Here is a 23,126-nt window from a genome sequence, read left to right as displayed (position 1 = left end):
TCTTATTTGAAATTTATAATATTAGTCATGATTAAAGTAAGTGTTGAGATTGCTGTGAAACACCAAAGTATCACACCTTGAAGCATAGGCTTAATTCCTGCCTCTTTAATATGATCTAATGTAATACTCGAACCGATATAAAAGAGAGTTAAAACCATAAGCTTTTTTGCTCCGGCGTAAATCATTAGTCCTGGCGACTTTAATTCTGGGATAAAAGTGACAAGTGCTGCTGCCGTGATGAATCCTAAAATAAACCAAGGCTTCTTTGTTTTTGTTTGAACAGATGCACCTTGCTTTTTAAGTTGCATGGCAGTTGTAACACTAAAGATAAGTGCTAATGGAATAATCCATAGTGCACGAACTAATTTGACAATTGTTCCAACCTCAAGTGCCTGCGGTCCATAACTCAGTGATGCTCCAACAACAGAGCTTGTATCGTGAATCGCCAAAGCCGACCAAAGTCCAAATGATGTCTGATCTATTTTTAATAAGTGACCAACCCATGGAAAAACAAAGAGAGCAACGGCGTTTAATGTAAATACCACGGCCAATGAGACTGTTACCTCATGATTCTTTGCTTTGATAACAGGAGCGACAGCTGCAATTGCACTACCTCCACATATGGCCGTTCCGGAGTTTATTAAAAGTGTTGTATTTAGCGGTGTTTTAAAAAGTTTTCCTAGTAAAGTTCCTACAACAAATACTGCCAGTATACTAAGTGCCGTAAACCCAACTGACTGCAATCCAACTTTTGTCACTACATTCAAATCCATTCCCGCTCCTAGACCAATTACAGCTAGGGCCAATAACTTCTTTACTGCTTTAGTAGTCCATTCTTGAAATGGATTTCCTATAAATAGTGAGAATATGATTCCTGCAAAAAGGGCCGTCGCTGAAGACACCCACGGACTTAAACATAGGATAGAGAGGACGATGAATAGTAATTTCTTTACGCTTTGATTTTTCATAACTTTACTATCGCACTCTTTTTATGATTATGCTAAGTTCGCTTCATGGAAAATAAGATAGAATTAGTAGAATATAATGATTTTTGGTTAAAAGTATTTGAAAAAGAGAGTCAGTCTCTGGCAAAGCTTTTGAGAAATAATTTAATGGGTTGTGAGCATATTGGCTCGACTGCTATGCCAAAAGTTGTTGCTCGTCCAACCCTTGATATTCTATGTATTGTCCATACTCTTGATGGCATTGAAATGTTTCGAAATGAATTCAAGGCCCAAGGATTTTCCCTAACTTCAAATGATTCAAAACACTTCTTATTTGAGCGTAAAGCACCTGAAGGCAATAGAGTGCTGACAAGTGTGCGTATTCTTAAAAAAGGTGATGAAAGTATCAGTGATATCTTAGACTTTAGAGATTATTTAAATGCAGAGCCTATGATTGCGACTGAGTATAAGAATGCAAAGTTGAATCTCATACAAAATCACTCAAATGATATTGCTCTTTATGAAGAAATGAAGACAAGATTTATTGAGGCCGTATTATCTAAGATCAGTTAGAAATTATTGAGTTTTTAAGTTAAGAGTTGGTTAAGATTTTTTGGTAAAATCCGATAAGTTTGCTATGCTTATTAGTAAGATGTCGAAATTATTTATTAGCTTAATTCTATTAAGTGGCCTTACTGGCTGCCAACAAGTTTATGTGTCTCAAAATGTAGAAGCATCTAGCTCTACTACTATGATTCCTAAGAGTCCTCTTATTCATACAACTATTGTTAAGAAGGGTGAGATCAAAAGAGGCCAAGGTCTATATCAGGCACTACAAAATATTAATATCGATAATAAGCAGGCCCTTAATCTAATCAATCAACTTAGAGATGAAGTTGAGTTTTCAAAGCTGAAAGTAGGGGATCGATTAGAAGCAACATTCGACGAATACAACAAACTTATTAAATTTTCTTTTGCTCAAAATGATTATGAAACACATGTCGTTTCTTTAAATGAAGATACTGGTAAGTGGGATTACTCATTAAGTGAGTTAGATACGTATTGGCAACCTCGTATGATCGAGGGACAACTAAACTCTGGCTCGACACTACAAGATGATCTTTTGGCCATGGGGCTAGAAAGATCAGTTGTTAATGAAGTTGTTAACGTTTTACTTTGCAAGGTTAACTTTAGAATGAATGCTCGTGCGGGAGACAACTACAGAGTTCTTCTTAGTGAAAGAAAACATTCTAAAAAAACAGTTCAAACGAAAGTTCTTTTTACTTCTTATAGTGGAGTAAAAGCTGGCAGTCATGAAGCTTATTTCTATGAAGACCAAGAGAAAAGTTCGACTTATACAGCACACTATACACCAAATGGTCAGGCCCTAATTAATTCTGGGCTTCGCTATCCACTTCCAAGACTTCACATTCGTTCAAGCTATGGCTGGCGTATGCACCCTGTAACGGGTAAGCGAGCTATGCACAGAGGAATTGATTTAAGAGGAAGAACTGGAGAGAGGGTTCATGCCGTTGCAGCTGGAAAAGTAATCATGTCTACTTACAATGAATTTGCGGGAAATAAGATTGGGATTAGACATAGAGATGGATCAACTTCTCTTTACTATCACCTTCACCGCCGTAATGTGAAAGTAGGTGCATGGGTTAGGTCTCATGAAGTGATTGGAACAGTAGGAGCTACTGGAAGAGTTACTGGGCCACACCTACATTTTGGATTTAAAGATTCGAGAGGTAGATGGCTGAATCCTTTAAATAAAAGAATGATCGCAACTCCTAAGCTTACTGGAGAGCGCCTTGCTAATTTACAAAATCAAGTGAGTAAAATTATAGGTGTGGTTGCTGATTTACAAATTAGTAAAGAATCAAAATATCTTGTCGCTAATTTAGATAAGATCAAGCGTTTCCCGAGTGCTCTTGATAATTTTAGCTTTTTACCTAAAGAATAAGCTCAACTATTATTAAAGATTGTCGATAAACGTTCATATGCGTTTAAAGCTCTTTGTACTATCAATTCAATCTATAGTTCTTTTTTGCCTTGTTGGCCTAGGTTTTTATTCTTCTAATATTAAAGAAGGCCAACGATCAATAAGCTCTTACTCAACTTCAAGATCAGTTTCTGAAATAAGTTGTTCAAGTGCTCTTCGAACTTTTCTTTCTCCCTTAAATATTGAAGAGAATATTATGCTATGGCATATCTTTAAAGAGCAGGGAGCATCTGTGAACCCAAAGTATCTTTCACATGAAGACTTTGATTCTCTCGCATCAGATCCGGACCATAACTTTAAGCAAACTCAGACGAGTCAGCTAGAGGCCGTAAGTGGTCTTTATGCTCAAGAGAGGGGAATTATTGCTGCAGGAATTGAAAGAGGTCCTGAGGGAACGGAGTTTGTTGATGGTAATGGCATCTTCTGGGATGTCAAAACTCCAATTTCTCCACTTCTAACTCATTCATGGCGCTTTAATATTGAAAATGCTGGCAACAGTATTAAGCATAAGCTTGAGGCCGTAGGCAATATCCACATTCTTGTGGATCTCTCTTATATGAGACAGAGAAATGTAAGTGACCTAAAGAAATGGATTAAAAATAATATCTCTCAAGATCTACAACATAGAATTCGTTATGTTACAGTTCCTGATGCAATTGTTGATTAAAGCTTAGCAAAAATTATTACGATAAGTAGGTATGAGATTAATTAAAACACTTCTCATATTTCAATTTGTATTCTTTGGTCTTGCTGATGAGACCGAAATGAATACATTAACAATTCGCACCTCTAGCGAAAAGAGTAAGACTTATAAGATTAAAAAAATTGTTAAGACTAGGCTTTCAGCAGATAGTGGGCGTGTCATCGTTATAGAAACCTATGGAAAAGATAAATGTGTTATTCCCTTGGATAAGGTTGTGAATACTCCACGACCAAATTATGAAGGCTGTACACATTGCTTTGCCGATGATGCTGAGGTCGAAAATTATTATACTCAAATGTTTTTAAATCGCAGGAATCCTAGGATTACTTGTGATATTACGAATGGGGAAGCAGTTGGATTCAATTTTATTGGTGGAACAACTATTAACGGCGAATCAAAACTTGTTTCTTCTGGCCTTGTTCTAGAGTCTGCAGTTTATTCCGATGGACCATTTCTTCACAAAGAGACGAAACCTAATGCTCTTGAGAGGTTATTGGATGGAACAGCCGATCTTCTTCTCGACGCTGCATTTTAATATATTTTTTTTCTTTTTAAGTTTTATTAGTTCTTATAAGTATTCATGCACATTCATCATTTTAATCTTTAGATAACCTAAAGAATCACGTCTTATTCTGTCTCTTATGCATTTTTAGACGGTTGACAAAGCTTCTTACCGGCCAGTATTGGTGTCATCTATATTTATTTACAGAGAAATTTATCGGAGAGAAAAATGTTTCGTAGCTTATTAACGATTATGATTACTATTGCCTTTGCATCATCTGTTGTTGCACAAACTCAAGTACCAGCTGAGTTTGAAAAGATTAACACTTACAGAGAAATGAAGAATTATGCGCAAAATAACTTCGCCGCAAATACAACGTGTATGGATGAATATCATCAAAGAGTTAGGAAGCTTAGAAAAGATCTACTTATGCAACCAGTGAAGCTTACACTGGGGCTAGTTCAACTTCCAATTGTTGCGACAATCGGTGGATTTGTTCTTGGTGGTATTGCAGATGGTGGTCCAATTACTGAGTTCGGTGAAAAAATTCTAGAACTACTTGATATTGATTTAACAGAGACGATTGACGCTGAAACGGCCCAAAAGATTATGGATGATTTTGGAATTAAGCCAATTGAAGCAATTCAAACTGGAGCTGGTGCAGGGATTGGTGCTATTGGTATTGTTCTTGTATATAACGTTGTAAAGTTTGGTGTTATTAGCTCTAAAATTATTGCTGCTAAGAATGCCGCTAAAATGTCATTTACTGGTTATATTGGCGGTGGAAAGAAGTTTGATAAACTTGTTGCTAAGGTTAATAGAAGAGTAAATCGCGTTCTAAAAAAAGAAGGACTTGAAGAAATTGAGATTGCACCAGAAAGAATCTCTGATCTACTTATTGAAGCAGATCAAAAATCATTGTTTTGTACTGGAGAGCTTAGAAGGTCAAAGAGTGCAAAGAAGTTTGGAGCACCTCTTAGAAAGAGACTTGCAAAGAAGTCTGATATTTATCGTTACCTAAAGAATACAATTTTAGCAGAGTGCGGAATTACTAAGTAATTTATGCGGGCAAGCACTTGGTTTAACGACGACGGTGTTTGCCTTTAGCATTTTGCTTGCGCTTCTCTTCACGTTTTGTTGTCTTACCACTGAAGTTAAACTCCTTATCTAAATCTTTAAAGAGTTTGTCATACTTACTTTTTTTCTTTTTCTGTGGCTGTTGCGGTTTCTTAGCAGGAGCTTTTTTAATAGCTTTTGCATCTTCTGATGAAGAACCCTCAATTAATTTGTAGAGAGTCGCAATTTCTCTCTCATTTAACTCACGCCAGTCTCCAACTCCAAGGCCATCAAGACTTACATTCATGATACGAACACGATCAAGCTTAGTGACATTGTAGCCAAAGTATTCACACATACGACGAATCTGACGATTTAGCCCCTGAACAAGAGTAATTTTAAAAACCATTAAACTCATTTGTTCAACTTTACATTTCTTCGTCATCGTTCCTAGAATTGGAACACCTGCGCCCATACCATTAATGAAGTTATCATTGATTGGTTTATCAACTGTGACGACATACTCTTTTTCGTGATTATTTCCAGCACGTAAGATTTTGTTAACGATGTCACCGTTATTTGTTAGAAAGATGAGTCCTTGTGAGTCCTTGTCTAGGCGTCCAATAGGAAAGATTCTTTCCACGTGATTAACGTAGTCGACAATATTGTCTTTCTCACTACTTTCAGTTGTTGAGACAATACCGCGAGGCTTATTTAGAGCAATAATAATTTCTTTTTCAGCAACCTTTGGTTTAACGACCTGGCCACGAACTTCAACAATATCTCCTTCATTAACTGTGGCACCGATGTCTGCAAGAACACCGTTGATCTTAACAACTTGCTGTTCAATTAATTCGTCAACTTCACGACGAGAGCAGATACCACTTTGGCTAATGTATTTATTGATTCTCATTGCTGAATAAACCTTATCTAAGTAAATAATTGTGGGCCAATCTATCACATTTTTATGTCATAAATATAGCATCTTGAAATAATTCTCTCTTTTTGTGATCAATATGTTATCAAGAGCTTATGAGTAAAAAGAAAAAGACAACAATGGCATTACAAGGTGTAGGTATTGCACCAAATATTCTTCTCCAACATGTTGAAAATACAGCTCCTTTCTTATTCCAGGGAGAGCTCGATACGACAGGGGACAAACGTGCATTCCTTGAGAAGCTAAGGTTTTATAAGAAGAACCTTAAACAGCTAAATAATATCAATCTAGCAGAATACTTTCATATTTGTATCAGTGCTCACTGGGCAACGGCGGGAACATTTGTTCCTACAGATGTGGACAATCAGATTAGAGAGTCTTTGTGGAAGCATGGGCACATCTCAAAGCATATTGATAAGATGGCCAGGCTTACAATTGAGTCTTGGACTTGGGACTACTCTCAGGTAACGAGTCGCAAGGCCTATAATAACGATAATAATACTGTCATGAGTACCCACGAAGGAACATGGTTAAGTGTTGCTATTGGTGCTTACTGTGCTCTTGTTAAAAATCGTAAGACTGAGCTTGCTCAGGAGATGGCCGATGTCATCTTAGAAGAGATTAAAAAAGAAGAGCTAATTATGCAAAAGCTTCGTGAGGAAAGAGATCATATCAATTTTCTAAGAGCTGCTCCTCTAATGGCCCATAATTTTGGGGATCTGGACCGAGTGATGGTTCAGTGGAATATGAACCCTGAAGATGCTTTCTATAAGCGTATCTTTAAATTAGGTCATCAACTAAATGAAAATTACGATCCAATTCTTGTGTATACAGGAAAGGTGAATAAAGAGTTTTCTTCAAAAGAAAACCACCGTCACATGGCAATGAGACAGCCTAAGTGTTTAAGAAAATCTTCTAAGTTTTTAATTCCAGTTGGGCCATTTATGGATGACTGGGGAAGAATTCTTGGGGAGAGTGATCTTCTTTCGATGGAAGAGAAGGCCGAGATTGTAACGGCTTTCTATGATGGTTATAAGAGACAAGATGAAGCCTTTGGTTATATTCGCGGGTATAAGAATCTTGTTGATTCTATCGATGGAGGACTTGCTGCTTTAGAGATGTATCTTCCATTTGATCTTGTGGCAGAAATGAAGAAGTCAGAGTTTAGCGAACTCGCTAAATTATCTCGTGAAGAGTTTGAGGCAGACTACAAGAAGCGTCTTGAAGAATTCATCTGCCCCGTAACTAATTTAAAGTTTTAATCTTCACGTCTTTTTAAAAGAAAGCGCTGAATCTTCCCACTTGGAGTTTTTGGAAGTTCGTCAATGAACTCTATTTCACGTGGGTAGGCATGGGCAGCTAGTCCTTTTTTTACAAATTGACTTAATTCATCTTCTAATTCTTTTGACGCCACAAAGCCTTTGTTTAAGACAACAAATGCTTTAACGATTTCAGTTCTTTTTGGATCAGGCTTTCCAATGACGGCCGTCTCTAAAACACAAGGATGCTCAAGAAGAACACTTTCAACATCAAATGGCCCAATTCGATAACCTGATGAAGTGATAACATCATCGTTTCGACCGACATAAGTTATACGTCCATCTTCTGTTTGTTCTGCCGTATCACCAGTTGTGTAAAAACCATTTGCGATGGCCGGTGTGTCGGCCTTTAGATAACCTTTAAACCACATAATGGGAGAGTTTGCGATATCAACAGCAATGACTCCTGGAGTATTTGGTGGTGCAACTTTTCCGTTCTCATCAAGGATGACAACGGTATAGCCAGGCATAGCATAGCCCATACTTCCTGGCTTAATTTCATGCTCGAGTTCATGGTGATTATTTACCGTCATTCCGGTTTCAGTTTGGCCGTAGTGATCGTTAATAACAACATCAAGCTTATCTTTAAACCAGTTTATAACTTCTGGGTTAAGAGGTTCTCCAGCACTACTGACAGCTCTTAACTGTCCCTTTATCGCCTTTGATACTTCTTCTCCATTTCCGATTAATAACCTAAAGGCCGTTGGAGAGCCTGCTAAATTTGTTATCTTATATTTTTGAATTACTCTAACTGTACTTTCAGCACTAAACCCACCTTCATAAAAAAGCAGTGCATTTCCATTTACAAGTGGACCAATAACTGAATAATAAAGTCCATAGGCCCAGCCTGGATCGGCCAGGTTCCAAAAGCGATCAGTTGGTTTTAGGTCAACTGCAAGATCCATATATTGCTTAAACGAAGAGAGGGCAAATAGTGGAACAGGTACAGCCTTTGGCAGTCCTGTGGTTCCAGAAGTTGAAAGAAGACAGAAAGTATCTTCGCCCTTTCTCATGACTGGTGCAAAATTTGTACTTTGCTCATCCATGGCCTTCTTAAAATTAATATCGTCTTGTGCCAATTGGTAATCATCAGATCGAACAAGCACACACTTCTTAGGATTCATCGGTAGTTCATCTAATTTTGCACGATTGGTATCATCGGTAAAAACGATATTGGCCTGACTTGAATTTAGTCTTTGCTCAATAGCCTTCGGACCAAAAGCTGTAAAGAGTGGTTGATAGACAACACCAGCTTTCCACGCACCTAGGATTGTATAAAGAAGCTCTGGAGTTCGTGGCAGAAGTCCTGAAATGACGTCTCCTGGTTTTACTCCTTGGGCCACAAGAAAGTTTGCAAGTCTGGAAGTTTCTTCTTTTAACTTCTTAAATGTGATGACTTCTTCCTCACCATTAACTCCCTCCCAGTAGAGAGCAACCTTATCTGTAGCCGCATAGCGATCACAACACTCGACAGCAGCATTGATTGAGTTATTGATATCTCCATCGAAGAACTTATTAAACTCATTAATGTTGAAACTACTATAGTGATCTACGTATTTTCTTTTCATAACTTCTCCTTAAGGTATTAGTTTAATTATAAGGGGAAATTGATCTGTGTAAAACTTAATATGGTTAAGATGGTTAACTTTAAACTGTATTATTAGTGGTTAGTGAAGATTTCTCCTTGTTATAAAATTATCTTATTAAATATTACTCATAAATTTATTGTATTTATTAAGTATGATTCTCTATCTTACTCTTAACCGAAGGGAGGAGAGATGAAGAATTTTCTACTAATCACACTTACAGTTTTTACGTCTGCAAGTCTGCTCGCAAGTGATGGGAGTATCGCTCGCAAAGATTTTAAGGTTCAAAACTATGCTTGTTACACAGATAGTATCGGGGCGCTAAGCGGTGCTGTGGATATGATTCTACATGATGCTCAGAAATGGTGTGATAGCTTAAATGGAGAGCTAAGCCGCCTGAATAGTAATGATCTAGAGGTCGTTGTTCACAATGAATCGCCATTTCCTGGTGGATGTAGTGGTGATGTTACTGTGAAATCGACATTTACTTGCTTTGCTAATGGGAAAATTACTATAATCGAATAGAAGACTTGAAGAAAAGGCCTATATGAAATCGATTAATGTTGAAAAGATAAACTCTGAAGTAAGTAAATTTATAAGTGAGAGAGATTGGGATCAATTTCACTCAATTAAAAATTTAGCAATGGCACTTAGTGTGGAGACTTCTGAACTTGTGGAAATCTTTCAATGGCTAAAGGAATGCGAATCCAATGATATTGCTTCTAATTCAATTCTCAAAGAAAAGCTAGAGGATGAGATTGCTGATATCTTTGTTTACCTGATGAGAATTGCAATTAAGGCCGATATTGATATTGAAGAGGTGACTCTTAGAAAAATACAAAAGAATGCGAAGAAATATCCAATTGAAAAAGCGAAGGGCTCAGCAAAGAAATATACTGAGCTCTAAGCCTATTTTTATTTTAAGTTTACTTCAAAGTACTTTTTATCTGGATCAATATTTACTTGATCTGTAACTTCATCAATTGTGAAGTATTCATTCACAAGCTTTTTATACTTAGACTTAAAGATGGTAATTGGACCACGACCTTTTAATTCATCAATTAAGTCTTGATTGAATAATTCTTTGTCGTAATTAACTCTAACTTCAGCGTATTTTCCATACATCAGTTTATTAGCATCCTTTTCACTTAAGAAAGGATCAAATTTTGTAACTCGTTTTTGATAGATAACTGTCAGTTCAATCTTATCTTTATTCCTAGAGAGCTTGATGTCTCCGAGCTGAACAGAGTGGTCGAGTTTGTTTAGTGCTACAACTTTAGGGCCACCACCATAGTCTCCACCAGCTAATATAGTCGTTGCTAAACTTGCTAGGATTATCCATTTTAAAACTTTCATAATTCACTCTTTGTAAATGTATCAGTCGTCATATAAGTAAAGACCCTCTTGCCTTTTACATTAGTGCGATACTGCTTCGCTATTTCAGCTTTTTTTATAAATGCTTCTTTATCGATCTCAAGCCATTTCTGATAAGCTTCCTCTGGTAGCGAATCAACATAAAGTCCGATGAAGTTATCACCAGTAATTTCACAGTTTTGGTGTTTAGAATACTTCTGCGATAGAGTTAAGCCGGCCTTCTTAATTATTTCAGCATCTAGCTGCACCCTAGATGTTCCAAGAGCGATCGCTCCATCATCGAGGTATTTAATAGCATTAAGAGAAAACATATTATCAAGAATATGTAGTCCATGCTCTCCGTATTTGAACATAATGAGATCACGAGTAACAGGTGCTGTATCAATTAAAAAGTAAATCTCGCAAAAGACATCATTCTTTAGGATTTCACTTTTAATCACTGCTGAGTAATCAACGTCAGTTTCAGGTAGATCGATTCCATCTTTAAGTACAACTTCTTTGATTGCAGTTGGAAGTAGGGGAAGTAGTTTTGAAGTATTACTTTCTCCAAGAAGGACGCGGTAAATTTTTAGAATTGTAATATGCCCTGGAGTATTCTCTTGGCGACAGATTCTTTGGATCGTCTTTGGATGAATATCAGCACTTTCAGCAAGCTTTCTTTGCCCAATCTTAGCATCCTTGAAGTTCACAAGGTAGCGATTGATATCGGCTTGTACTTGTGCCCTAAGGCCAAGCTTTGAATGGGAAGTAGAAATGCTATTTTGCATGGATATATAACTATCGTTCACTATTCATTTAATCAATAATTGTTGTGAAACTATGAAAATTTTGGACAAAAACATAGGATTTGTCCGTTCTAGGGCCTTGAAATTACAATATTGGACAAATGTCTTTGAAAATTTGGACAAAATTTGAAGAATATATATTTTTTGTCGTGCTTAGTTCAAATTACCCCCATAGAAAACATTGCTAACCAATTCTTGGAGGATTTATGAAAAACTTATTAATCGCACTTACACTAATCGCTGGACTTTCAACTCAAGCAAAAACAATCTCATACGATGTATTCGCAACTGAGAAAACTGTTGAATCTTCTAGAAAAGTAAACGTAAACGTATTTGACTTCAAACTAACTGAAGTTGTTGAATCAAAGAATGTTGTTGTTACTAACTGTAACTCAAATGGTCCAGTTAGAGATAGAGCTCAAACTGGTCTTTGTAGCGAAGTAACTCTTTCAAAAGTTCAAGTTGCTCAAGTTATTCTTAGCTTCAAGCCATTTGGTACAGCTGATCGTCACGGTGAAGTAAATAACGGAAAAAGAACTGAATTTGTAGCTTTCAATATCTCTCTAGATAAGCTATCAAGCTCTGACTTAGAAATCCTATCAAATGCTAAGAGATCTGATCGTAAAGCTCTTGCTCTTGAAATGTTTGAATTTGAAGTTGTTAGAGAAGGTGCTGTTCACACAATCATCCTTCTTTAATACATATGTCCATACCTTGATTTCCCTAAGGTCAAGGTATGGACTTCTAAAATTTCCAAGCAAGAATATGAGCAATCTTGTGTCCATGAATCATTTCAATAACTCGACTATCGCTTACACCTTGTCTCTTAAGCTCTTTATTTAAATCAACTAGATTCTCTTTTTGAGAAATAAGAGTCGTAAACCAGTGACATTGTTGCTTAAATTCAACACTTTCTTGAATCATATTTGTGACAAATGCTTTCTCTCCACCTTCACACCAGAGCTCATTTTTTACTCCACCAAAATTCGATTTTGCCGTGGGGTTATGTCCTTTCTTGATTTTGTTTGCATTCAGATTTTTAAGCTTCTTAGCTCTCTCTTTATCGGCTTCTTCTTGTGATGAATAAAAAGGTGGATTACACATCGTAAAATCAAACTTCTCATCACTTTTAATTAGTTCTTTAAAGATATGTTGAGGTGATTTTTGAAAGCGTGCCTTAATATTCTTTTTTAAAGATGAATTTGCTTTAAGAATTGTATTGGCATGATTTATTGCTTCAGAGCTAATATCACTTCCAACAAATTTCCAACCATAGATACTATTACCAAGAATAGGGTAGATACAACTCGTTCCAGTTCCAATATCTAGTCCTTTTATTTTTGGACCAACTGGAACTTTTCCATTATTGTCCTCTGCTAAAAGGTCGGCAATATAATGAATATAGTCGACTCGTCCTGGAATAGGCGGTACAAGATTTCCTTGGGGAACACTCCAATTAGTCACTTTATAGTAATGAGCTAAAAGTGCCTGATTAAGACATAAAAGTGCTCCAGCATCAGAGAAGTTTACACTTTGATTTCCGTATTGATTTGCTTTTACATAACTTTCAAGAGTCGGAAAGCTCTTTATTAAAGCATTAAAATCATAGCTCTTGTTGTGAAGATTTCTTGGATGTAGTTCTTTGTTATCTGTTTTCATTCAATATTTTTAACATACTTTTAACAGTTTATAAGAAAAAAGAACCTGCTCTGAAATTAGGAACAGTTCACATGGAGTTGTGATAAGAAATATTTACTATTTATTTGTTGGAATTATTTTTGAATTAGGGCGATGATAAAAAAAATATCTCGTGGAGGTAGATATGCATCGATCATGGGTTGTTGTTGCAAGCAAGTCTAATGCACGTATTTATGAGCGAAAAAAAAGAAATACCTTAAAGCTTATTAAATCCCTTGAAAATCCTAGGATTAAATTAAAAGAGGGAGAGGTGAATTCGGACCGCCATGGCTCAATGGCCAATAGTAGTGCTCACGGTTATCAATCTTTTACACCTAAGAAAACAAATAAGCAGCATCGTGAAGAATTATTTGCAAAAGAGATTAATCAGTTCTTAAATCAAAATCATGATAAGCATAATTTTGATGAGCTTGTGATAGTAGCGGAGAACTCTTTTTTAGGAGTGATAAGAAATAACTTGAATAGCAAGTTGAATAAGCAGGTTAGCAATTATTTAAATAAGGACCTCGGAAACTTGCCTGATAGTGAAATTGAAAAAATTATGGCCGCTTAGTGCAGCGTAATGGTTATAAAATTGTAAAACAAAAGGGTCAGGTAATGGCCCTTCTTTTTATTCTCTGATTACCTCGTCTTATCTCTATTTATTGACTTTAGTTATTTTTGTTAAATCTTTTATCGTAGTGTGAAATCTTCGTAAGGTCCCTATATATAAGTGGTTTCAAGTGTTATCTTTTTGAAAGAGACTTAACAAGGGAATAGATATGAAGAAACTTATACTGTGTTGTGCTGTACTTTTATCAATGACTTCTATTGCTTCGCAGGAGAAGGTAAAAGAAGTAAAAAAAGAAAAGGTTAACAAAGATTCATCAAAAGATTGTAAAAGTCACAATAAAGCTGGAATTAAAGAATATCGAAGTGAGTTTTTTGGAAAATAATTTGGAGGTTTAACATCCAAATTTAAGAGAGGTTAAATATCTTTCTATTCAATTATATGTTTAAATTAAAATACTCGGAGAGGTGCTGACTTAAGGAGATGAAAGTGAAAAAACTTGCAATCGTTCAGCTTCCACCTGTATTTTTAAATTTAACGAAATCAATCGAAATAGCTTGTGATTCTATCACTGAAGCAGCTAGAGAAGGCGCTCAGCTAGTCATGTTCCCTGAGGCATATTTACCAGGTTATCCTTCTTGGGTATGGCGGCTTCGACCTGGTGGAGATATGCTGATGTTTAAAGAACTTCACCATGTTCTTTTTAAAAACTCAATTGATCTCTCTAAAAATCAACTATCAGATATTCAAGAAACAGCTAAGAAGAAAAACGTAACCGTTGCAATTGGCTTTAATGAAATTAACTCTGAAGCAAGTGGCTCAACACTATTTAATTCATATGCCATTATTGGCCCAGATGGTGAAATTCTAAATCTACATCGAAAGTTAATTCCAACTAACCCTGAACGCATGGTTTGGGGCTGGGGAGATGCTCGTGGCCTAAATGTTGTGGATACTCCGGCCGGAAAAATTGGAAGCCTCATATGTTGGGAAAATTATATGCCACTTTCTCGCTTTAGTTTATATGCCCAAGGGGTCGAGGTTTACTTGGCCCCAACTTGGGACTGTGGGGAATCTTGGCTTGGAACTCTTAAGCATATAGCTAGAGAGGGAGGCTGCTGGGTCGCAGGATGTTCTACAGCTATTCAATGTTGTGATATTCCTGATGATGTACCTTTTAAAGATGATGTTTTCCCAGAGCCTGATGATTGGTTATCTGATGGTGATGCTGTTTTATTTAAACCTTTTGGAGGTGCCGTTGCTGGTCCAATGTCACGGGAAAAAGGAATTCTTTATGCAGAATATGATTTAGAGGAAGTTATTGATGCAAGAAGATCTCTTGATATTGGAGGTCATTATTCTCGACCAGACATTTTTAATTTAACAGTAGATAAAAGCAAAATGGATTCATTTCATTTGAAAAAAGCAAGTTAGTATAGGTCCTTTATTAAAGGACCTACGTGATCATACTTGGGCCTTAAGTGAGTATTTCTTACGATGAAAAACGATAAGGATAATTAAGCAAATGATTCCAACTATAACTCCAATTGGCTGGGCCTGCTCTTTTGAAAGATTAACTCCTATAGGAGCAGTCAGAATATATGAAATTGTAACTGCCGTTCCAACAATTGCTGGTAAGCTAACTATCCAGTGTATTGCTTTGCGATCAAATAAATACTTCGTTGCAAGCCAGAGAACACTTGTTGATAAGAGCATATTTGAAAAGGCAAAGTAGCGCCAAATAAGAGAGAAGTCGATTTTTGTCATAAAGTAGGCGACAGTTAGAATTGGTATTGAAACCAATAGTCGATTCCTTATGCTTTGATGAATATTAAATGCATCAATAATCGTTAATCTTAATGAGCGAAATGCAGTATCTCCTGAAGTTATAGGGAAGACTGCAACCGCCAAAACGGCCATAACACCACCAAGAGCACCTAGGTATGTTGAGGAGATCTGTTTCACGACTAGCCCTGGACCACCTTGTGCAATAACGGCCTTTAGTTGTACGTAACCTTCTGGAAACGCAGATATTCCGGCAAGGGCCCAAACACATGCCACAACACCTTCAGCTAACATCGCTCCATAGTAAACTGGCCTTACATATTTTTCATTTCCAAGACATCTTGCAATGATTGGAGCTTGTGTTGAATGAAATCCACTAATTGCACCACAAGTAATTGTCACGAATAAGAGTGGCCATACAGGGGGTCCATTAGGATCTCTGTTTAATAATTCATAGTTAATATGTGAATGCGATATGTATGCAAAGATATTCTCTATTTTTGGTAACATTGGTGCGTGAAGAATTAATGAAATTGCTATCAAGACGGTCATTACAACCATTAATAGACCAAATAATGGATAAAATTTTGTAATAATTTTATCGATAGGAAGTAGTGTCGCTAGTAGATAGTAAGCGAGAATGACTAGTACCCAGAAGTTATTACTGGCAAACATCGTGTCTTTAAAGGCATCGAGATTGCTGATTAGGCCGGCGGGGCTCATGATAAATACAACACCAACAAAGAAGAGGAGCATTGCTGTAAAAAGTAGCATGATCGCTTTGAAGTATGTGTTTAAATAGTGACCTGCTATTTCAGGTAAACTTTTTCCATCCTCCTTAATACTAAGTACTCCCGAGTAGAAGTCATGGACAGAGCCTCCAATGATATTTCCCAATACAATCCAAACGAGTGCGATAGGTCCATAAATAGCACCTAGAATTGGTCCAAAAATAGGGCCAACTCCCGCGATATTTAGAAATTGAATTAGGAACGCCTTTGTAGGTGATACTTCAACATAATCAACACCATCTTCAAATTTTTTAACTGGTGTTAGATTCTGAGAGTCGATACCTGCTTGTTTTTCAACAAATGGGCTATAGAATTTATAAGCAAAAGCAAGCATCAAAAGACAAATGATAAAAATAAGCACTTAACACATCCATGGTTAAAAGTTTTCTTTATTCATTATAACTGGATAATAGTAATTATTTGGTAAATTCTAAAAGTAAATTTTATTGAAATATATGCTAAACTCTTTATAGAGGAAAATATGACAAATGAATTTATCTATATTGACTACCTTGGTACCTTTGCCTTCGCTGTTACAGGTGCTTCAGTTGGTGGAAAATCAAAGCTTGATCTATTTGGAATGCTATTCTTGGCCTTCCTAACTGCTGTTGGGGGAGGTACGGTAAGAGACCTTATTATAGCTGAGCCTGTTTTTTGGACTAAGAACCCAATTTATCTTTATATCATTATCATTGCAACTCTCTCGACTTTTTTCATGAGAAAGTTTTATGAGCGCCAAAGTTCATTACTATTATTTCTGGATACACTAGGACTTGGTTTCTTCGTTGTAATTGGAACTCAAAAGACTTTGCTTTTGGGATTTAATAATGAAACGTCATTATTGATGGGAGTTGTGACTGCAGTGCTAGGAGGGATCTTACGATCGGCATTCAGCGGAGAATTATCAATTCTCTATCAGAAGGAACTATATGCGACAGTAGCTGCGATTTCGTCTGTCGTCTTCATCATTCTTTCTCAAATTGATTTTGATCCTCTATACCCAGCGCTGGCAGTAATGATCACAACATTTGTTCTAAGGTATGGTGCTATTAAATTTGGCTTGAAGCTCCCAACGATGAAAGAATAGCTCAATTCCATTTTGGATAATAGCCAAGTGATTCATGCACGTAGAAGTCGTGTGTTGGTACAATGATGTAGCCTTTTTGTTGCATTAGTTTTACGATCTCAATTTTCTTACGTGCCATCGCCTTGTCTGTATCAACTAACTTAGAAGAAAGATAGGGCTTGTTTTGAAGTGGACTAAGTTGTCTTGTTGTCCAAATAGCATCGCCGACAAAGAAATACTTCTTACCATCTTTAGCATTATTGAGAATAATTCCAAGTGAGCCATGGGTATGTCCAAAAAGAGGTACAATTATGACATTCCTGTCCCCAAATACATCATAGTATTTGTGAAAACTAAGGTATTCTTCTTCTTTCCATTTAAAAGCTTTTGTTTTGATATTTTTAAATTGAGAAGGAAATGTACGATTTGGAGTAGGGTGAATTACTTCATGCATTTCTTCTTCGCTTACAAGTGTTGTAATTTCTGGATAATCGATAAGGCCACTAGCATGGTCCCAATGAGCATGAGAAAGAATAATATTTTCAATCTTATAGTGATCCTTGATTTGATCTTTAATTGAATCAAGCTTATGGTAAGCAAATATAGGCTTTGCCCACCAAGACATATCGAGTGCAAATTGATCATGCACATCATCGCCTAGGCCAGTTTCAAAAAGAATATACTTACCTTTATTCTCTATGAGAAAACCGGCATGATTCACCATCATTGTTTTAAAAAGACTACCTTCTTCATAAATTAGGGCCTCTAATGTCTTTGCTGTGCCTGTTTGAATAATTGAAAAGCGAGGAGCTTCACTTGCCGCTAGAATATTAAATGCTAATAGTACTGTAAAAAAATATTTCACTTGTTTTCCTTTTTATGATTAGTTTAGATTAGTATAAACCTTAAACCATACTTTAAGGTCAAGCTCTGGAGTAAAAAAATGAAAATAGGTGATTTATCTAAGCAGACGGGAATACCTTCATCGGCCATTCGTTATTATGAAAAGATGGAGCTTCTTGTTCCTAAAAGAGGTGATAATGGCTATCGAGTTTATCCTGTTGAAGCTGTCGAACTTTTAAAACTAATTGTGCAGGCAAAAGAGCTTGGTTTTTCACTTTCTGAAATTAAGTCAATGGCAAAAGTACTCGCCTCTAAAAATCCAAATGGTAGACTTCGAAAACAACTTGAAGAAAAATTAACTCAACTAGATGAGCAAATAAAAGTTATCAGAAAATTTCAAAAGAATATTAGGGGACTGTTAGAGTCTAATTGTCCGCTGTAAAGATTTCGACTAATTTTGCTTTATTAGAAATAAGATCGTCCAATGTGTATTCATTGAGTGCTTCATAGAATTTATTTTGAGCAATTATCAGTGCACTCTTTAACTTACAAGTTGGATTAATTATACAATTTCCTGAATTACCAAAGCACTCAACAAGTGGAGAGTCCTCTTCTAATTGGCGTACTAAGTTTCCAATTACTATTTGGCCAGGTGCAGTAGAAAGCGTGATGCCTCCACCTTTTCCTTTATAGGAGTCAATGATTCCCATTGAGGAAAGATTGTGAACGACTTTCACAAGATGATTTCTTGAGATTTTATACTTGTCGGCTATCTCTGCTACAGTAGAGCGTTCATCGCCCTTTAGAGCGATATATATAAGTACTCGTAAACTATAATCTGTAAAACTGGCCAAACGCATATTAATTTTCCTGTTTACTTTAATACCATTTAAGTCTAGCATACATAATATGTATTTCAGATATATATTAAGGAGATGAAATGACAAAGTTATTTGAAAGAATTGGTGGTAGAGAAGCAGTTAACGCAGCTGTCGATGTTTTTTATAATAAGGTTCTAGCTGATGAGCGCATTAGGCACTTTTTTGAAGGAATCGATATGGCCGCTCAAAGAAGAAAGCAAATTATGTTTTTAACTTATGCCTTTGGTGGTCCAAATACATATGATGGAAAGGGAATGAGAGAAGCTCACGAGGCCCTTGTTGCTCAAGGATTAAATGATGAGCATTTCAATGCCGTTGTTGAAAATCTTGGCGCTACTTTACAAGAGCTGGGTGTGGCAGATGAGCTAATTAAAGAAGCTGCAGCAATTGCTGAGTCGACTAGGGCCGACGTTCTTCTTAAGTAAGCAGAGAGAGTGATGGGATTAAGAGCACTATTTTCAATCAGTTTTAGGCCATTTTTTCTTATGGCCGGATTAATGGCGGCCCTTAATCCCATTATTTGGGTTCTTTCTTATCTTGGGCACATCGATGTACCACTGAACTCGCTTGATACGATATTTTGGCACTCGCATGAAATGCTCTTTGGTTTTTGTGGTGCCTTGATCGCTGGATTTTTGTTAACAGCAAGTGCTAATTGGACTGGTTCTAGGCCTTATCAAGGAAAGTGGTTGGCTTTCTTACTTCTCATTTGGGGCCTTGAAAGGTTGGCCTATTTTATTCCTCTTGGGCCCTCTAGCTTGCTTATTAACTTAAATCTTTTTTTCCCTATATTATTAATAATGCTTTTAGTTAAACTTTGGCATTTTCCAAAGCAGAAATTTGTTTTTATTCCTCTACTATTAGGCTTTTCTTTGAGTAGTTTTTTGCACACGTGGGGAAATTTATTTCAAGAAGCTGTCGTGGCAGATTATGGAAGAGACCTTGCGATTGGGCTAATACGTTTTATTATTTTGTTGATCGCTGGAAGGGTAATACCTTTCTTTTCCAGAAGTAAAATATCAAATATTAGTATTGATGTTCCTAATTGGCTAAACCTTCTTAGCTTAGCTTCTGTTTTGATGCTGGCCGTTTTATGGAATCAAGACAATCTTTCAGCTATTAACCTCGCAATTCTTATTATTGCTATTGTCTCAAATTGCTTTAGACAATATTTATGGCGTCCTTTAGCAACTATAAGCATTCCGATCCTCTTTATTCTGCACATAGGAATTGCACTAATTAATCTTGAGTTAATTCTACGATTTGTAGGTATTTTTAATATGCGTGTTAATGAGACAAATGCAGCCTTACATCTACTTCTTGCTGGGGGGCTAGCAGTCGTTGCAATAGGGATAATGACACGTGTTTCGCTAGGACATACTGGTCGATCAATTCAAGCAGATACTTGGACGAAGTTATCTTATCTACTAATCATAATTGGTGCACTAACACGTTCGTTAATTCCAATCATATCGTTACAGTATTATTTTACTAGTTTGTATGTGGCCGTATTATTTTGGTGTGGTGGGTTTGCTATTTTTCTTCTTAAGTACTTTAAAATTCTAATAGCACCAAGACCAGATGGAAGAGAGTATTAGCTTGCTTCACGGGTTTCAACAATTTCCTCTTCTCTAACTTTTTCTTCTTTTCGAATTTCTGCTAATTTTTCGATGGCCTCTTTTCGTTCTGTATCACCAATATCAACTGTTCTCGTACTTATCTCACTAAGCATATCTGCTCTTCCGTATAAAATGGCCGTATCACCAGTCGTTATGACATAGTCTTTTGAGGGAAGTCCTAAGTATTCTCCGTTAGCAACTTGCACTCCGAGGACAATAAGTCCCTCTCTCGGAAGTGAGAGCTCTCTTACAGTTTTATTAGCAAACCAGTGATTATCTGAAACATACACTTCTCCAATACCAAAACTATCTCCAAGATGTAGGAGATTTGCGTAATCCACGAGTTCCACATTTGATAGTTTTCCTAAGTAAACTTTAAGTTTCTTATTAAGCCACTTATTAAAGAAATTGCTTTGTGTGATGTATATAATTATTGAAAAAAGAGTGATCGCAACTGCAAAACGACTAAGTCCTTCAACTGTTGTATCGATATTAACAAATGATAAAATAGCGGTTGATATAACAGAGATTATACCTACATTACTAATAGTCATTAGAAAACTGAGAACGCGCCTTCTCAAAGGATGATTAACAAGACTTTCAGACTCACTGGTCGTGTATCCTGTTCCAGTAAGAGCTGACTTTGCCTGAAATCTTGCCACCTCATCACTTAATCCCGTCAATACCAGTATTTTTGTGGCAACTTTCACAATGGTTATTGAAGTAAATAAAATGATCGTTAACGTAAGTAAGGCCAGCATGATAAAACTCCACTTTTCATTATAGAGAAAAAACAGCTAAACTTATCTATAAATGAAGTTAAATATACTTAAGGAAGACTAATGAATCATCGCAATTTAAAATTCTCAATTTTAAGCCTAATTTCTCTTAGCTCGTTTGCCAATTGCCCAGCACTTACTGGTACATGGGAAGGGCTTTGTGATCGAGATGGATCAGTTAAAGTTGAAAAACTCTACATTAAGCAGGAGAGCTGTGAGCACATAAATTTTTATGGGATGGATTATAAGATAGGTAAGCCTTATAGTGAACAATATGAGAATAAATATGAAAAGACATTTAATGTTCACAACCTATACTGGGGCAGAGATGGGCAGAGTCTTTACTTTAATGTCGATCGTGTTCAATGGATGAAAGATCGTAATCAAACTTCCAATGCACAGGGAGTGGGATTTCTTAAAGTCGATGGTGAGGAAATGAGCTATTCAAGAATCTATAGTGGAAGAAATCGTGATGGCCAGTATTTTAAGAAAACAAGAATGTGTAATTTTACACGAATTTAAAAATGAGAATTAAATGAATATAAAAGACCTTTTGAATATTGGAAAAGAAATAGAAGCCTTGAGGCCAAGTGAAGAAGACTTTTCAAGAGTATGTACTGATTATCTTTTGAAGTCTAAGTTTGATTTTGAACTTGAAGAGATTGAATCATTTATTGCGCAGTGGAGTTTAGAGCAAGAGACTCTTCCTGAGCAAGTTAATGTTTATAACGGATTTGGTCAGCCACCTGTTACAATCTTCAATAATGGACACTTTGTTGTTGATCTATATTTCTGGCAGACTTTAGATACTTCAATCCATTCACATTCTTTTTGTGGAGCTTTTCAAGTTGTGGCCGGAGAGTCAAGACATGAAGTATTTAAGGTTCATATGAAAGAAGAATTCTTTCCTGATATCTACACAAGTGAAATCGAATGTGTAATCGATGAAACTTTGGTTAAGGGTGATATCCGTGAGATTAAAAGAGGGCTGGAGTTCTCACATCGTGTACTTCACGAGCAAAACCCAACCGTTACCCTTTGTATTCGAACAGTAAATGATAAAACTCCTCAATGGCATCACTTTGATAATGGACTTAGTATTCAAAAACGCTCTGCAGAGGCATGTGATATTAAAAGATTATCAATCTATGATTATCTTCTTACACGCAATCCTCAACAAGGCTTAGCTTATCTAGAAAAACTTATGGATTCATTTACACCAAGTCTTATCATGAATCTTTATGAGCAGCTTTCATATGACCAAATGGGCCTAACTGAAGAAGGTGTTGAAGTCTTCTTTGATAAAGTAGTTGAGCGCTTTGGAGATACTCCTTGGTTTAAGGTGTATATGGACTTTTTTAATTAATTCCTTTTCGTGCTTGATTGTAATTATTGAGCACAGAAAGTTTTCTCTCATATTCAGAGTCCATTAAACTTGAGTTGATGAAATAGTCAGCGCTTGTTTGATTGCAGGCCATTGGGATATTGTAAAGTGTAGCAATTCTTAGCAAGGCCTTGATATCTGGATCGTGTGCCATTGACTCTAATGGGTCCCAAAAGAAAATAAGCATATCAACTTGATCTTCAACAATTGCACTTCCAATTTGAAAGTCTCCGCCAATAGGCCCACTTAGGTACTTATGAATATTAATGCCTAATTTTTCTTCTAAAAGTCTTCCAGTTGTTCCCGTTGCACAAAGATTATGATTAGTTAGTTTATCTTTGTGATCTAAAGTCCATTGGATTAGGTCATTCTTTCTACTATCGTGTGCCACGAGGGCAATAGTTTTTTTCTTCATAGTCTTATTCTATTCCTGTCCTTAATTTAAGTAAAGTGAACTAGGTTGTGATTAATAGGGTGTGTTCCGAGATTTTCCATGCTAAAAGCTTCTATTACATATAA

General features: G+C 36.4%; 29 protein-coding genes. 18 read left to right on the top strand and 11 right to left on the bottom strand.

The window, feature by feature from the left end; all coding sequences use genetic code 11:
* Window positions 1-2: 2 nt before the first annotated feature.
* The gene (locus C0Z22_RS10355) at window positions 3-968 is read right to left on the bottom strand and encodes a YeiH family protein (RefSeq protein WP_103218298.1); all 966 of its coding nucleotides are present in this window, start codon (window positions 966-968) and stop codon (window positions 3-5) included.
* Window positions 969-1,013: 45 nt separating this feature from the next.
* Here C0Z22_RS10355 and C0Z22_RS10350 point away from each other — a divergent pair, with 45 nt between their 5' ends.
* The 5 genes from C0Z22_RS10350 (at window position 1,014) to C0Z22_RS10330 (ending at window position 5,213) form a co-directional block, all read left to right on the top strand.
* On the top strand, window positions 1,014-1,517 hold the full coding sequence (locus C0Z22_RS10350) for a GrpB family protein (protein WP_103218297.1): 504 nt from the start codon (window positions 1,014-1,016) through the stop codon (window positions 1,515-1,517).
* 64 nt (window positions 1,518-1,581) lie between these two features.
* Window positions 1,582-2,910, top strand: coding sequence for a M23 family metallopeptidase (locus tag C0Z22_RS10345; protein ID WP_146037865.1), 1,329 nt, complete (start codon window positions 1,582-1,584; stop codon window positions 2,908-2,910).
* A gap of 19 nt (window positions 2,911-2,929) precedes the next feature.
* Window positions 2,930-3,616, top strand: a complete 687-nt coding sequence (locus tag C0Z22_RS10340) for a hypothetical protein (protein ID WP_233189719.1) — start codon at window positions 2,930-2,932, stop codon at window positions 3,614-3,616.
* A gap of 31 nt (window positions 3,617-3,647) precedes the next feature.
* Entirely contained in the window at window positions 3,648-4,187 is a 540-nt protein-coding gene (locus tag C0Z22_RS10335; RefSeq protein WP_103218294.1) for a hypothetical protein, read from the top strand.
* 195 nt (window positions 4,188-4,382) lie between these two features.
* Window positions 4,383-5,213, top strand: a complete 831-nt coding sequence (locus tag C0Z22_RS10330; protein ID WP_103218293.1) for a hypothetical protein — start codon at window positions 4,383-4,385, stop codon at window positions 5,211-5,213.
* A gap of 22 nt (window positions 5,214-5,235) precedes the next feature.
* Here the strand turns inward: C0Z22_RS10330 and rluF are convergent, their stop codons facing one another.
* Window positions 5,236-6,123: a 23S rRNA pseudouridine(2604) synthase RluF gene (rluF, locus tag C0Z22_RS10325; RefSeq protein ID WP_103218292.1), complete on the bottom strand. Its 888-nt coding sequence runs from the start codon at window positions 6,121-6,123 to the stop codon at window positions 5,236-5,238.
* A gap of 119 nt (window positions 6,124-6,242) precedes the next feature.
* Here rluF and C0Z22_RS10320 point away from each other — a divergent pair, with 119 nt between their 5' ends.
* Window positions 6,243-7,409 carry a hypothetical protein gene (locus C0Z22_RS10320; RefSeq protein ID WP_103218291.1) on the top strand — a complete coding sequence of 389 codons (1,167 nt, stop codon included), beginning with the start codon at window positions 6,243-6,245 and terminating at the stop codon, window positions 7,407-7,409.
* Here the strand turns inward: C0Z22_RS10320 and C0Z22_RS10315 are convergent.
* Entirely contained in the window at window positions 7,406-9,034 is a 1,629-nt protein-coding gene (locus C0Z22_RS10315) for an AMP-binding protein (protein WP_103218290.1), read from the bottom strand. The two genes, C0Z22_RS10320 and C0Z22_RS10315, sit on opposite strands and share 4 nt — an antisense overlap.
* 210 nt (window positions 9,035-9,244) lie before the next feature.
* Here C0Z22_RS10315 and C0Z22_RS10310 point away from each other — a divergent pair, with 210 nt between their 5' ends.
* Both C0Z22_RS10310 and C0Z22_RS10305 read left to right on the top strand, forming a co-directional pair.
* Window positions 9,245-9,577, top strand: a complete 333-nt coding sequence (locus C0Z22_RS10310) for a hypothetical protein (protein WP_103218289.1) — start codon at window positions 9,245-9,247, stop codon at window positions 9,575-9,577.
* Between the two features lie 22 nt (window positions 9,578-9,599).
* Window positions 9,600-9,959, top strand: coding sequence for a nucleotide pyrophosphohydrolase (locus C0Z22_RS10305; protein WP_199177551.1), 360 nt, complete (start codon window positions 9,600-9,602; stop codon window positions 9,957-9,959).
* 8 nt (window positions 9,960-9,967) lie between these two features.
* On the opposite strand, the gene C0Z22_RS10300 is transcribed toward C0Z22_RS10305, so the two are convergent.
* Both C0Z22_RS10300 and C0Z22_RS10295 read right to left on the bottom strand, forming a co-directional pair.
* Complete coding sequence (locus tag C0Z22_RS10300; RefSeq protein ID WP_103218288.1) at window positions 9,968-10,408, bottom strand: hypothetical protein; 441 nt, start codon at window positions 10,406-10,408, stop codon at window positions 9,968-9,970.
* A complete protein-coding gene (locus C0Z22_RS10295) occupies window positions 10,405-11,193 on the bottom strand; it encodes a hypothetical protein (RefSeq protein ID WP_103218287.1) in 789 nt (262 codons plus the stop codon). Before C0Z22_RS10295 ends, C0Z22_RS10300 begins: the two co-directional genes overlap by 4 nt.
* A 224-nt stretch (window positions 11,194-11,417) precedes the next feature.
* Between C0Z22_RS10295 and C0Z22_RS10290 the strand changes: the two genes are divergently transcribed.
* The gene (locus C0Z22_RS10290; protein WP_103218286.1) at window positions 11,418-11,909 is read left to right on the top strand and encodes a hypothetical protein; all 492 of its coding nucleotides are present in this window, start codon (window positions 11,418-11,420) and stop codon (window positions 11,907-11,909) included.
* Between the two features lie 46 nt (window positions 11,910-11,955).
* Here the strand turns inward: C0Z22_RS10290 and rlmF are convergent, their stop codons facing one another.
* Entirely contained in the window at window positions 11,956-12,870 is a 915-nt protein-coding gene (rlmF, locus tag C0Z22_RS10285; RefSeq protein WP_103218285.1) for a 23S rRNA (adenine(1618)-N(6))-methyltransferase RlmF, read from the bottom strand.
* 163 nt (window positions 12,871-13,033) lie between these two features.
* Here rlmF and C0Z22_RS10280 point away from each other — a divergent pair, with 163 nt between their 5' ends.
* The 3 genes from C0Z22_RS10280 to C0Z22_RS10275 all read left to right on the top strand — a co-directional run bounded on the left by C0Z22_RS10280 (window position 13,034) and on the right by C0Z22_RS10275 (window position 14,893).
* On the top strand, window positions 13,034-13,462 hold the full coding sequence (locus C0Z22_RS10280) for a host attachment protein (RefSeq protein WP_103218284.1): 429 nt from the start codon (window positions 13,034-13,036) through the stop codon (window positions 13,460-13,462).
* 208 nt (window positions 13,463-13,670) lie between these two features.
* A complete protein-coding gene (locus tag C0Z22_RS16030; RefSeq protein ID WP_158246892.1) occupies window positions 13,671-13,844 on the top strand; it encodes a hypothetical protein in 174 nt (57 codons plus the stop codon).
* A gap of 98 nt (window positions 13,845-13,942) precedes the next feature.
* Window positions 13,943-14,893, top strand: a complete 951-nt coding sequence (locus C0Z22_RS10275; protein WP_103218283.1) for a carbon-nitrogen hydrolase family protein — start codon at window positions 13,943-13,945, stop codon at window positions 14,891-14,893.
* A 30-nt stretch (window positions 14,894-14,923) separates the two neighbouring features.
* Here the strand turns inward: C0Z22_RS10275 and C0Z22_RS10270 are convergent, their stop codons facing one another.
* Window positions 14,924-16,396, bottom strand: coding sequence for a carbon starvation protein A (locus tag C0Z22_RS10270; RefSeq protein WP_103218282.1), 1,473 nt, complete (start codon window positions 16,394-16,396; stop codon window positions 14,924-14,926).
* 120 nt (window positions 16,397-16,516) lie between these two features.
* Here C0Z22_RS10270 and C0Z22_RS10265 point away from each other — a divergent pair, with 120 nt between their 5' ends.
* Complete coding sequence (locus C0Z22_RS10265; RefSeq protein ID WP_103218281.1) at window positions 16,517-17,122, top strand: trimeric intracellular cation channel family protein; 606 nt, start codon at window positions 16,517-16,519, stop codon at window positions 17,120-17,122.
* Between the two features lies 1 nt (window position 17,123).
* On the opposite strand, the gene C0Z22_RS10260 is transcribed toward C0Z22_RS10265, so the two are convergent.
* A complete protein-coding gene (locus tag C0Z22_RS10260; protein WP_103218280.1) occupies window positions 17,124-17,966 on the bottom strand; it encodes an MBL fold metallo-hydrolase in 843 nt (280 codons plus the stop codon).
* A 78-nt stretch (window positions 17,967-18,044) separates the two neighbouring features.
* Between C0Z22_RS10260 and C0Z22_RS10255 the strand changes: the two genes are divergently transcribed.
* The gene (locus tag C0Z22_RS10255; RefSeq protein WP_103218279.1) at window positions 18,045-18,386 is read left to right on the top strand and encodes a MerR family transcriptional regulator; all 342 of its coding nucleotides are present in this window, start codon (window positions 18,045-18,047) and stop codon (window positions 18,384-18,386) included.
* Here the strand turns inward: C0Z22_RS10255 and C0Z22_RS10250 are convergent.
* Entirely contained in the window at window positions 18,370-18,846 is a 477-nt protein-coding gene (locus tag C0Z22_RS10250) for an Rrf2 family transcriptional regulator (protein ID WP_199177549.1), read from the bottom strand. The genes C0Z22_RS10255 and C0Z22_RS10250 overlap by 17 nt on opposite strands.
* Window positions 18,847-18,884: 38 nt before the next feature.
* On the opposite strand from C0Z22_RS10250, the gene C0Z22_RS10245 reads away from it, so the two are divergent.
* A complete protein-coding gene (locus tag C0Z22_RS10245) occupies window positions 18,885-19,250 on the top strand; it encodes a group 1 truncated hemoglobin (protein WP_103218277.1) in 366 nt (121 codons plus the stop codon).
* 12 nt (window positions 19,251-19,262) lie between these two features.
* On the top strand, window positions 19,263-20,423 hold the full coding sequence (locus tag C0Z22_RS10240; protein ID WP_103218276.1) for an NnrS family protein: 1,161 nt from the start codon (window positions 19,263-19,265) through the stop codon (window positions 20,421-20,423).
* Here the strand turns inward: C0Z22_RS10240 and C0Z22_RS10235 are convergent.
* On the bottom strand, window positions 20,420-21,205 hold the full coding sequence (locus C0Z22_RS10235; RefSeq protein WP_103218275.1) for a TrkA C-terminal domain-containing protein: 786 nt from the start codon (window positions 21,203-21,205) through the stop codon (window positions 20,420-20,422). The two genes, C0Z22_RS10240 and C0Z22_RS10235, sit on opposite strands and share 4 nt — an antisense overlap.
* Window positions 21,206-21,286: 81 nt before the next feature.
* Between C0Z22_RS10235 and C0Z22_RS10230 the strand changes: the two genes are divergently transcribed.
* Window positions 21,287-21,745 carry a hypothetical protein gene (locus tag C0Z22_RS10230; RefSeq protein WP_103218274.1) on the top strand — a complete coding sequence of 153 codons (459 nt, stop codon included), beginning with the start codon at window positions 21,287-21,289 and terminating at the stop codon, window positions 21,743-21,745.
* A gap of 13 nt (window positions 21,746-21,758) precedes the next feature.
* On the top strand, window positions 21,759-22,589 hold the full coding sequence (locus C0Z22_RS10225; RefSeq protein ID WP_103218273.1) for a hypothetical protein: 831 nt from the start codon (window positions 21,759-21,761) through the stop codon (window positions 22,587-22,589).
* Here the strand turns inward: C0Z22_RS10225 and C0Z22_RS10220 are convergent.
* Window positions 22,582-23,022, bottom strand: a complete 441-nt coding sequence (locus C0Z22_RS10220; protein ID WP_103218272.1) for a methylglyoxal synthase — start codon at window positions 23,020-23,022, stop codon at window positions 22,582-22,584. The genes C0Z22_RS10225 and C0Z22_RS10220 overlap by 8 nt on opposite strands.
* Window positions 23,023-23,126: the final 104 nt, after the last annotated feature.

The sequence above is a fragment of the Halobacteriovorax sp. DA5 genome (genome assembly GCF_002903145.1).
Taxonomy (GTDB): Bacteria; Bdellovibrionota; Bacteriovoracia; order Bacteriovoracales; family Bacteriovoracaceae; genus Halobacteriovorax_A.
Note: the sequence above shows the minus strand (reverse complement) of the source record. Positions and strands in the feature narration are given on the sequence as shown.

Coding starts and splice junctions, on each gene's coding strand:
- C0Z22_RS10355 (WP_103218298.1), bottom strand. CDS start 968: ATGAAAAATCAAAGCGTAAAGAAATTACTATTCATCGTCCTCTCTATC.
- C0Z22_RS10350 (WP_103218297.1), top strand. CDS start 1,014: ATGGAAAATAAGATAGAATTAGTAGAATATAATGATTTTTGGTTAAAA.
- C0Z22_RS10345 (WP_146037865.1), top strand. CDS start 1,582: ATGCTTATTAGTAAGATGTCGAAATTATTTATTAGCTTAATTCTATTA.
- C0Z22_RS10335 (WP_103218294.1), top strand. CDS start 3,648: ATGAGATTAATTAAAACACTTCTCATATTTCAATTTGTATTCTTTGGT.
- C0Z22_RS10330 (WP_103218293.1), top strand. CDS start 4,383: ATGTTTCGTAGCTTATTAACGATTATGATTACTATTGCCTTTGCATCA.
- rluF (WP_103218292.1), bottom strand. CDS start 6,123: ATGAGAATCAATAAATACATTAGCCAAAGTGGTATCTGCTCTCGTCGT.
- C0Z22_RS10320 (WP_103218291.1), top strand. CDS start 6,243: ATGAGTAAAAAGAAAAAGACAACAATGGCATTACAAGGTGTAGGTATT.
- C0Z22_RS10315 (WP_103218290.1), bottom strand. CDS start 9,034: ATGAAAAGAAAATACGTAGATCACTATAGTAGTTTCAACATTAATGAG.
- C0Z22_RS10310 (WP_103218289.1), top strand. CDS start 9,245: ATGAAGAATTTTCTACTAATCACACTTACAGTTTTTACGTCTGCAAGT.
- C0Z22_RS10305 (WP_199177551.1), top strand. CDS start 9,600: ATGAAATCGATTAATGTTGAAAAGATAAACTCTGAAGTAAGTAAATTT.
- C0Z22_RS10300 (WP_103218288.1), bottom strand. CDS start 10,408: ATGAAAGTTTTAAAATGGATAATCCTAGCAAGTTTAGCAACGACTATA.
- C0Z22_RS10295 (WP_103218287.1), bottom strand. CDS start 11,193: ATGCAAAATAGCATTTCTACTTCCCATTCAAAGCTTGGCCTTAGGGCA.
- C0Z22_RS10290 (WP_103218286.1), top strand. CDS start 11,418: ATGAAAAACTTATTAATCGCACTTACACTAATCGCTGGACTTTCAACT.
- rlmF (WP_103218285.1), bottom strand. CDS start 12,870: ATGAAAACAGATAACAAAGAACTACATCCAAGAAATCTTCACAACAAG.
- C0Z22_RS10280 (WP_103218284.1), top strand. CDS start 13,034: ATGCATCGATCATGGGTTGTTGTTGCAAGCAAGTCTAATGCACGTATT.
- C0Z22_RS16030 (WP_158246892.1), top strand. CDS start 13,671: ATGAAGAAACTTATACTGTGTTGTGCTGTACTTTTATCAATGACTTCT.
- C0Z22_RS10275 (WP_103218283.1), top strand. CDS start 13,943: ATGAAAGTGAAAAAACTTGCAATCGTTCAGCTTCCACCTGTATTTTTA.
- C0Z22_RS10265 (WP_103218281.1), top strand. CDS start 16,517: ATGACAAATGAATTTATCTATATTGACTACCTTGGTACCTTTGCCTTC.
- C0Z22_RS10255 (WP_103218279.1), top strand. CDS start 18,045: ATGAAAATAGGTGATTTATCTAAGCAGACGGGAATACCTTCATCGGCC.
- C0Z22_RS10250 (WP_199177549.1), bottom strand. CDS start 18,846: ATGCTAGACTTAAATGGTATTAAAGTAAACAGGAAAATTAATATGCGT.
- C0Z22_RS10245 (WP_103218277.1), top strand. CDS start 18,885: ATGACAAAGTTATTTGAAAGAATTGGTGGTAGAGAAGCAGTTAACGCA.
- C0Z22_RS10240 (WP_103218276.1), top strand. CDS start 19,263: ATGGGATTAAGAGCACTATTTTCAATCAGTTTTAGGCCATTTTTTCTT.
- C0Z22_RS10235 (WP_103218275.1), bottom strand. CDS start 21,205: ATGCTGGCCTTACTTACGTTAACGATCATTTTATTTACTTCAATAACC.
- C0Z22_RS10230 (WP_103218274.1), top strand. CDS start 21,287: ATGAATCATCGCAATTTAAAATTCTCAATTTTAAGCCTAATTTCTCTT.
- C0Z22_RS10225 (WP_103218273.1), top strand. CDS start 21,759: ATGAATATAAAAGACCTTTTGAATATTGGAAAAGAAATAGAAGCCTTG.
- C0Z22_RS10220 (WP_103218272.1), bottom strand. CDS start 23,022: ATGAAGAAAAAAACTATTGCCCTCGTGGCACACGATAGTAGAAAGAAT.